The sequence below is a fragment of the Pseudomonas sp. AL03 genome, assembly GCF_029960815.1.
In the GTDB taxonomy this organism is placed as follows: Bacteria; Pseudomonadota; Gammaproteobacteria; order Pseudomonadales; family Pseudomonadaceae; genus Aquipseudomonas.
This window is the reverse complement of sequence record NZ_JASBRE010000056.1, coordinates 1-8308: the sequence shown is the minus strand read 5'-3', so window position 1 is coordinate 8308 and position 8308 is coordinate 1. Positions and strand designations below refer to the sequence as shown.

The following is an 8308-nucleotide window of genomic DNA, read 5'->3' as shown; positions in this document are numbered from 1 at the left end:
GAGTCCATACATAGCAGCTGGCGAAGCCTGCGTTCGGCTGCGAAGCAGTCGTAAAACCGGGCACCGCGGTGTTTCAGTAAAAACGAGGTGGCAGGATTGGCGACTGCTTCGCAGCCGAACGCAGCCTCCGGCAGCTGCTACACAAGTTTGCAATTGGCTCCCGGGCGGTTAAGGTTCGTGCAGGTTTATTTGCCCCACGAGTCTCTATGTTCAACCGCTCCCTCTGCAAAACCCTCGCCTTCCTGCTGCTGGCCGGTGCCGCCCTGTCGGCCCATGCCGATTGGTATCTGGACGGCGAGTCCTCGCGGCTGTCTTTCATCAGCACCAAAAACACCAACACCTCCGAAGTGCAGCGCTTTCTGGTGCTGCACGGCAAGGTCAGCCCCAAAGGCCTGGCCGAGGTCGAAGTCGAGGTGGACTCGGTCAACAGCGGCATCCCGCTGCGCGATGAGCGCATGCGCAAGGACTTGTTTGACATCCAGGCCTTCCCCGAAGCGCTGATCACCGCGCAAATCGATCTGCGGCCGATCAATGATCTGGCGCCCGGTGCGCAACTTGAATTGCGCCTGCCGCTGACCGTCAACCTCCATGGCAAACAACACGAATACACCGCCGAACTGTTGGCAACCCGTCTCGATGACCGACGCTTCCAGGTGGTGACCCTCGAACCGCTGATCATCAACGCCGCGGATTTCGACCTGGCCCCCGGCCTGGAAAACTTGCGCAAGGTCGCCGGTTTGTCGGCCATCAGTTTGTCGGTGCCGGTGAGCGCGGTACTGATTTTCACGGCGCGCTGACATGGCCGGCGCAATTTTCCCCTGGCGTGAAGGCAACCGTTTTGAACTGCTGATCGACGGTCCACAGTTTTTCCCTCGGATGTTGGTCGCGATTGCCCGTGCCGAAGAACAGGTCGAGCTGGAGCTGTACCTGGTGGAGGCGGGTGCCTGTGCCGAGGCGATGGTTCAGGCGTTGGTCCAGGCTGCCGAACGTGGCGTGCGCGTGCGCTGCCTGTTCGATGATTACGGCAGCCTCGCGTTCACCCTGACCTTGCGTCGACGTTTGATGGCGGCGGGTGTGGAGCTGCGTTTCTACAATCGCCTGAGCTGGCGGCGCTGGGTCGGCAACTTCTACCGCGATCACCGCAAGCTGTTGCTGGTCGATCAGAGCATGGCCGTGGTGGGCGGCACCGGGGTGACTGATGAGTTCTGGACGCCGGGCGAAGACACCAGCGAATGGCACGAAGTGATGGTGGAAATCACCGGCCCATTGGTCATCGACTGGCAGTTGCTGTTCGACCGCCAATGGATCGCCAACCGGCATCGGCGTGCCTGGAAACCCGCTTCGCATTTTGGCTTGCCGCGTCTGCCGCGCGTGCCGTCCATGGGCGAGGGCATGGGCCGGGTCGCCTATGCCGACGCCCGCCAGCACCGGGACATCCTGCAATCGCTGACTCGCGCGCTGAACAGCGGCCAGCGGCGGGTCTGGCTGGCGACCCCGTACTTCCTGCCGACCTGGAAAGTCCGTCGTTCATTGCGCCGGGCGGCTGCGCGCGGTGTTGACGTGCGACTGCTGCTGACCGGGCCGCGCACCGATCACCCGTCGGTGCGTTATGCAGGGCATCGCTACTACCCGCGATTGCTCAGGGCCGGGGTGAAGATCTTCGAATACCAGCCGTGTTTCCTGCATCTGAAAATGGTCCTGATCGACGACTGGGTAAGCATCGGCTCGTGCAATTTCGATCACTGGAATTTGCGTTTCAACCTGGAAGCCAACCTTGAGGCGCTGGACCCTGGGCTGACGCGGGCGGTGGCGGCGAGTTTTGAGAAGGACTTTGCGCAGAGCCAGGAAGTCAGCCTGGAGGTATGGAAACGCCGACCGCTGTGGCGGCGGGTGAAGCAACGGGTGTGGGGATGGGTGGATCGGCTGGTGGTGAATCTGCTGGATCGACGGGGATAGTGACGCCAGATCGTTCCCACGCTCCGCGTGGGAATGCAGCCCGTGACGCTCCGCGTCACTGGACGCGGAGCGTCCCTTGAGGCATTCCCACGCGGAGCGTGGGAACGATCATTGCGCGCAGGGTTACAGCAATTCAAAGCTCTGCTGCGTCACGTCCTGGGAATCCAGGCCGATCTGCACGTTGAACTGGCCCGGTTCCGCAGCGTACTTGAGCTGGGCATTGAAGAACTTCAGGTCGTCCTCAGTGATGGTGAAGTGCACGACTTTCTGTTCGCCGGCCTTGAGCATGATTTTCTGGAAGTTCTTCAGTTCCTTGATCGGCCGGATCATCGAGCCGGTCACGTCCTGGATGTACAACTGCACCACGGTTTCGCCGTCGCGCTTGCCGGTGTTTTTCAGCATGACGCTGGCGTCAAGCTTGCCGGTTTTGTTCAGTGTGGTGGATGACAGAGCCATGTCGCTCAGGCTGAAATCGGTATAGCTCAGACCGAAACCGAACGGGAACAGCGGGCCGGTGGTGTCATCGAAATACTGTGAGGTGTAGTTGCCCGGTTTGCCTGGGGTGAACGGCCGGCCAATGCTCAGGTGGTTGTAGTAGGTCGGAATCTGACCCACCGAGCGCGGGAAGGTGATCGGCAATTTGCCCGACGGGTTGTAGTCGCCGAACAGTACGTCGGCGATGGCGTTGCCGCCTTCGGTACCTGTGAACCAGGTTTCCAGAATCGCGTCAGCCTGATCTTTCTCTTCGAGAATCGACAGCGGACGGCCGTTCATCAACACCAGCACCAGCGGTTTGCCGGTGGCCTTCAGGGCCTTGATCAAATCGCGCTGGTTGGCCGGGATGTTCAGGTCGGTGCGGCTCGAGGATTCGTGGGACATGCCACGGGACTCGCCGACCGCAGCGACCACTACATCAGCGTCCTTGGCGGCTTTCACCGCTTCGTCGATCAGCTCTTGGGCCGAACGCGGATCATCCACCACTTCCGGTGCGTCGAAGTTGAGGAAGTTTAGATAATCGAGGACTTTCTTGTCGCTGGTGATGTTGGCGCCACGGGCGTAGATCAGCGTCGATTGCGCGCCCAGTGCGTTGGTCATACCGTCGAGCAGCGTCACCGATTGCGCAGGACGACCGTTGGCGGCCCAACTGCCCATCATGTCGATCGGTGCCTTGGCCAATGGACCGACCAGGACGATTTTCGCAGTTTTCTTCAGCGGCAGGGTTTCGCCCTGGTTCTTCAGCAACACCATGCTGCGGCGCGCAACGTCGCGGGCCTCGGCACGGTGCAGGCGGCTGTCGGCGTTCGTGTCGGCCGGATCATCTTCAGCCTTGCCAATGCGCAGGTACGGGTCTTTGAACAGGCCCATGTCGTACTTGGCGTCGAGCACCGCACGCACGGCGTTGTCGATGTCGCTCTGCTGGATCTCTCCCGCCTTCAGCAGCCCTGGCAGTTCTTTGCCGTAGAGCGTGTCGTTCATGCTCATGTGGATGCCGGCCTTGATCGCCAGCTTCGCGGCTTCGCGTCCATCGCGAGCAACACCGTGTTTGATCAGCTCGAAAATCGCCCCGTGGTCGCTGACGGCCAGGCCTTTGAAGCCCCATTGCTTGCGCAACAGGTCGTTCATCAGCCAGGTGTTGGCAGTGGCTGGCACGCCGTTGATCGAGTTCAGCGCGACCATCACCCCGCCAGCACCGGCGTCGATTGCCGCACGGTACGGTGGCAGGTAGTCCTGGAACATCTTGACCGGGCTCATGTCGACGACGTTGTAGTCACGACCGCCCTCGACCGCGCCGTACAGGGCAAAGTGCTTGACGCTGGCCATGATGCTGTCGGCCGCGTTCGCGCCTGTGCCCTGGAAAGCTTTGACCATGACGCCGGCGATGCGCGAAACCAGATACGTGTCTTCGCCGAAGCCTTCGGAAGTCCGGCCCCAACGCGGGTCGCGGGAGATGTCGACCATCGGCGCGAAGGTGATGTCTAGGCCGTCCGACGCGGCTTCCTTGGCGGCGATGCGCCCGGACAGGCCGATGGCATTCATGTCCCAGCTCGAGGCCAGGGCTATCGGGATCGGGAAAATGGTCCGATGACCGTGGATCACGTCATAGGCGAAGAACATCGGGATCTTCAACCGGCTGCGCATGGCCGCGTCCTGCATCGGACGGTTTTCCGGGCGCGTGATCGAGTTGAACGTGCCGCCGATGTTGCCGGCCGCGATCTCCTTGCGGATCATCTCTCGAGGCATCTCCGGGCCGATGCTGATCAGGCGCAACTGGCCGATCTTTTCATCGAGGGTCATTTGCTTCATCAGGTTGCTGATGAACGCGTCCTTGTTTTCCAGAGGTGCGGGCGTCGTGGCGGCCAATACGGTATGACTGGCCAGGCTGACGAACAGGCCCAGCAAACACAGCTTCTTCATGAATAGTTTTCTCAAAAGCCTAAACGGCAGTGAATACGCGCCGGTCAGCCAAAATTTAGGGAGCGACTATTGTTGTTCAGGTAAATGCAGGCACACTTGTGCAGTGTTTTAGCGCTGGGGCATCTTTTAGCCCATTGGCGCGATGCAATCCAGTGGCGGCAGCAGATTATGCCCGAAGAGCCGGGTTCAAAGTTCGAAGGTTGTTTTTCAACGGAATGTGCAAGGGAGCGTCAATCAGAGCGTCGTGATTTCATCTTCGCCGTGCAGAGATACAACACGGAAATCCGTACCTACCCCGGTCGCTTGTGGCGCACGGTGATGTACAGCGATTTGCCGAACCGCGAAACCTTCGAGGCCACCAGCCCTGATGCGGAAAAAGCGCCTCAAGTGAAGTTCCAGCAAGCGCCGGGACGGGTTTTAAGCATCACCACGGATGAGCGGGTGGTGGATACCGCCCAGATGATCGAGCCTGCGGTGCGCGAGCAGTTGACGCAACCGCTTCACGCCCATGAAAAAGCCACCGGCGAGCAGCTGGGCGCTATTGGGGCATCGGCCAGAAGGACAAAAACACCGGCGCGCTACTGATCGTTGCGCGTGACGATCGCAAGCGGCGGATTGAAGTCGGTATGGCCTGGAAGATCGTCTGGGCGGCAATCCGCTGGATGAACCGTCCACGGTGTATGACTGCAGGTAACAACAATAGCGAGTGGGCATTCTTAAACATGGCATCACTGACTGAACACGAACAACGCAAGGTCGCCGAGGCGATTGCCCGAGTCGAGCGCGACACCGACGCCGAACTGGTGACCGTGCTCGCAGCCCGCGCCGACGACTACGCGTACATCCCGCTGCTCTGGGCCAGCCTGCTGGCGCTGGTGGTGCCGGGTATCGTGCATTACCTGACGGGCTGGATGACCCTGCACAGTTTGCTGTTGGTGCAATGGATCACCTTCATCGTGCTGTGCCTGGTGTTCCGGATGCCGAAAATCACCACGCACCTGATCCCGCGCTCGGTGCGTCACTGGCGCGCCTCGAACCTGGCGCGCCGGCAGTTTCTGGAGCAAAACCTGCACCACACGGTGGGTAGCACTGGCATGCTGATTTTCGTCTCCGAGGCTGAGCGCTATGTGGAGATTCTGGTGGATGAGGGGATCTCCACGCGCCTGGATAACAAGAACTGGGACGTGATAGTTGCCGCGTTTACTCAACAGGTGAAACAGGGGCAGACGTTGCAGGGATTTGTGTCCTGCGTAGAGGCGTGCGGCGAGTTGCTTAAGGTGCATGTGCCGGTGACGCATGTGAGGAATGAGTTACCGAATCGGTTGGTGGTTCTAGGCTGAATCTCAGCAACGACGCATCCCCCTGTAGCAGCTGGCGAAGCCTGCGTTCGGCTGCGAAGCAGTCGTAAATCCGCTATTCACGGTCTTCCTGATGCACCGCGTGTGCTGATTTTACGACTGCTACGCAGCCGAACGCAGGCTTCGCCAGCTGCTACAGATCGCACCGTTCGGTAAATAACTGCGTGTCCCAAACCCCCATCCCCCCTAAAATACCCGCCATCCCCCGATCCGCACCGCCCGAGGCCGTTTTCCCATGTCTGTCACCGCCACTCCCGCCAGCCTCGCGCCGGATCATCACGCCCAGTTCATCGACCTGCTGCAAGCCAGCCTCGACGACAACGCCTTCATCAAACTGGTGCTGGCCAAGTACGTCGGCACTGAGGCGGACCTGCAGCGGCTGATCATCAAACAGCTGACGGTCAAGGATCAGCCCTGCCTGTCCTTCGTCTACCGTTTCAAGACCCGCGACATCACCAAGAATCTGCCGATTGCCGAGGGCGTAGCGACTATCGCTGCGCTGCTGCCGGCGTCGTTCAAAAATGCGCATTTACTGTCGCTGACTGACGAAGCCCAGCTCGAATACAGCAAAAAGGGCAAGTCTTCGCTGTTCAAGAGCAAACCTCAGCAATTGCGCGAGGTGCCGTCCGCCGAGCACAACCGCGAGAAGAACCGCTTCCTTGACCTGAGCCGACCGTTCCTTGCCGACCTCGGCGTGACCAACAAGCAGCATGAGCTGATCCCGGCGATGTCGCGCAAGTGGAAGCAGATCAACAAATTCATCGAAGTCTTCAGCCACGCGCTGACCACGTCACCGCTGGCGCTGGACAAGCCGGTTCAGGTAGCGGACTTCGGTTCGGGCAAGGGTTACCTGACGTTCGCGATCCACGACTATCTGCGCAACACCTTGAAGGCCGAAGGCGTGGTGACGGGTGTCGAGCTGCGCGAAGAAATGGTCAACCTGTGTAATGCCGCAGCCGCAAAGCTCGAGCATCCGGGACTGGTGTTCAAGTGCGGTGATGTGCGCAGCGTGGCGCCGAGCGAGCTGGACGTGATGATCGCGCTGCATGCCTGCGACATCGCCACTGACTATGCGATTCACACCGGCATTCGTTCCGGCGCCTCGATCATCATGTGCTCGCCGTGCTGCCACAAACAGATCCGCCTGCAAATCCAGAGCCCGGCGCTGCTCAAACCGATGCTGCAATACGGTCTGCATTTGGGGCAGCAGGCGGAAATGGTCACCGACAGTTTGCGTGCGTTGTTCCTGGAAGCCTGCGGTTACGAGACCAAGGTGTTCGAGTTCATTTCACTGGACCACACCAACAAGAACAAGATGATCCTGGCGGTCAAACGCGCCGAGCCGGTAGACCCGACTCAGCTGTTGGTGAAGATTCAGGAACTGAAGGATTTCTACCACATCAGCGAACATTGCCTCGAAACCCTGCTCCGAGCCGACGGCTACCTCTGATCCTGTAGGAGCCAGGCTTGCCGGCGAAAGCGTCCTCACGATCGCCTTCGCCGGCAAGCCTGGCTCCTACAAGATTACGCCGTGGCGACCCGCGCGGGCTTGACCGATGTCTTGCGTCCCAACATCACGGTCACGATCACCCCGCCGGCAAACAGCCAGGTGATCGGCTCGATGTGCTCACCGAAGAACAGCGCCGAAAAGGCGATGGTGAAGAAAATCTGCAACAGCTGGATCTGACTGACCCGGGCAATGCCGCCCATCGCTAACCCAGCGTACCAGGCAAAGAAGCCGATGAACTGCGAAAACAGCGAGACGTAACCGAAGGCCCACCAGGTCTTGGCCGAAATTTCGCCCTGATGTTGCAACGCCAGGTACACCACCGGACCGATCAGCAACGGCGTCGACAGCACCAGCGCCCAGCAGATCACCTGCCAGCCGCCCATCTCCTTGGCCAAACGGCCGCCCTCGGCATAACCCAGGCCACCCACTGCAATTGCCCCTAGCATCAGCAAATCACCGGCCTGAATGCTGCCGGCACCGCTGATCAGCGCATAACCGAGCACCAGCGCACTGCCCAGTGCGGCGCAGGCCCAGAACGCTTTCGACGGTCGCTCGTGGGACAACCACGTGGCATACAGCGCAACGCACAGCGGTTGCAGGCCGTTGACCAGTGCGCCGTGAGACGCCGGCAAGGTTTGCATGGCCCAGGCCGAGAGTACCGGAAAGCCGAGGATCACCCCGGCAATGACCAGGGTCAGGCCTTTGACTTGTTTCCAGGTCGGCCATTTTTCCCGGCGCCACAGCAACAACAACGCTGCCGGAACCGCCGCGAACAGCGCACGGCCCAGGCCGTTGAGCAGCGGATGGAGTTCCTGCACGACGATCCGTGTGAAGGGCAGGGTGAGGCTGAAAATCACAACGCCGAGCAGGCCGAGGGCCATGCCGGTGTTTTCGCGCGAGGACATGATGGCAACCAGAATCGAGGGCGACGGAGAGAGTCTTCATCTAGCCATAAACTCGGCGTCTGCTGCTGTTACAGATAGGCGCAGAGTTATCCGTACAGTTTGAAGACGCCTTCGCGGGCAAGCCTCGCTCCTTGTATGTTGACCCTGATTCCAACGAGAGAGGT

6 protein-coding genes and 2 pseudogenes are annotated in these 8308 nt (G+C 60.3%); 6 read left to right on the top strand and 2 right to left on the bottom strand.

The window, feature by feature from the left end:
* Positions 1-206 precede the first annotated feature (206 nt).
* Positions 207-797 carry a YceI family protein gene (locus QK293_RS27120; protein ID WP_282383351.1) on the top strand — a complete coding sequence of 197 codons (591 nt, stop codon included), beginning with the start codon at positions 207-209 and terminating at the stop codon, positions 795-797.
* 1 nt (position 798) lies between these two features.
* On the top strand, positions 799-1956 hold the full coding sequence (locus QK293_RS27115) for a phosphatidylserine/phosphatidylglycerophosphate/cardiolipin synthase family protein (RefSeq protein WP_282383349.1): 1158 nt from the start codon (positions 799-801) through the stop codon (positions 1954-1956).
* Positions 1957-2079: 123 nt separating this feature from the next.
* Here the strand turns inward: QK293_RS27115 and bglX are convergent, their stop codons facing one another.
* Entirely contained in the window at positions 2080-4371 is a 2292-nt protein-coding gene (gene bglX / locus QK293_RS27110) for a beta-glucosidase BglX (RefSeq protein WP_282383347.1), read from the bottom strand.
* Positions 4372-4611: 240 nt separating this feature from the next.
* Between bglX and QK293_RS27105 the strand changes: the two are divergent.
* The 4 genes and pseudogenes from QK293_RS27105 to QK293_RS27090 form a co-directional block, all read left to right on the top strand.
* Positions 4612-4767, top strand: a pseudogene (locus tag QK293_RS27105) (LemA family protein); the annotation flags it as partial.
* A 42-nt stretch (positions 4768-4809) separates the two neighbouring features.
* A pseudogene (locus QK293_RS27100) lies at positions 4810-5056 on the top strand (TPM domain-containing protein); the annotation flags it as partial.
* Between the two features lie 37 nt (positions 5057-5093).
* Entirely contained in the window at positions 5094-5711 is a 618-nt protein-coding gene (locus QK293_RS27095; protein ID WP_282383344.1) for a TPM domain-containing protein, read from the top strand.
* Positions 5712-5964: 253 nt separating this feature from the next.
* Positions 5965-7179, top strand: a complete 1215-nt coding sequence (locus QK293_RS27090; protein ID WP_282383342.1) for an SAM-dependent methyltransferase — start codon at positions 5965-5967, stop codon at positions 7177-7179.
* Positions 7180-7253: 74 nt separating this feature from the next.
* On the opposite strand, the gene QK293_RS27085 is transcribed toward QK293_RS27090, so the two are convergent.
* Positions 7254-8144, bottom strand: a complete 891-nt coding sequence (locus QK293_RS27085; protein WP_282383340.1) for a DMT family transporter — start codon at positions 8142-8144, stop codon at positions 7254-7256.
* Positions 8145-8308: the final 164 nt, after the last annotated feature.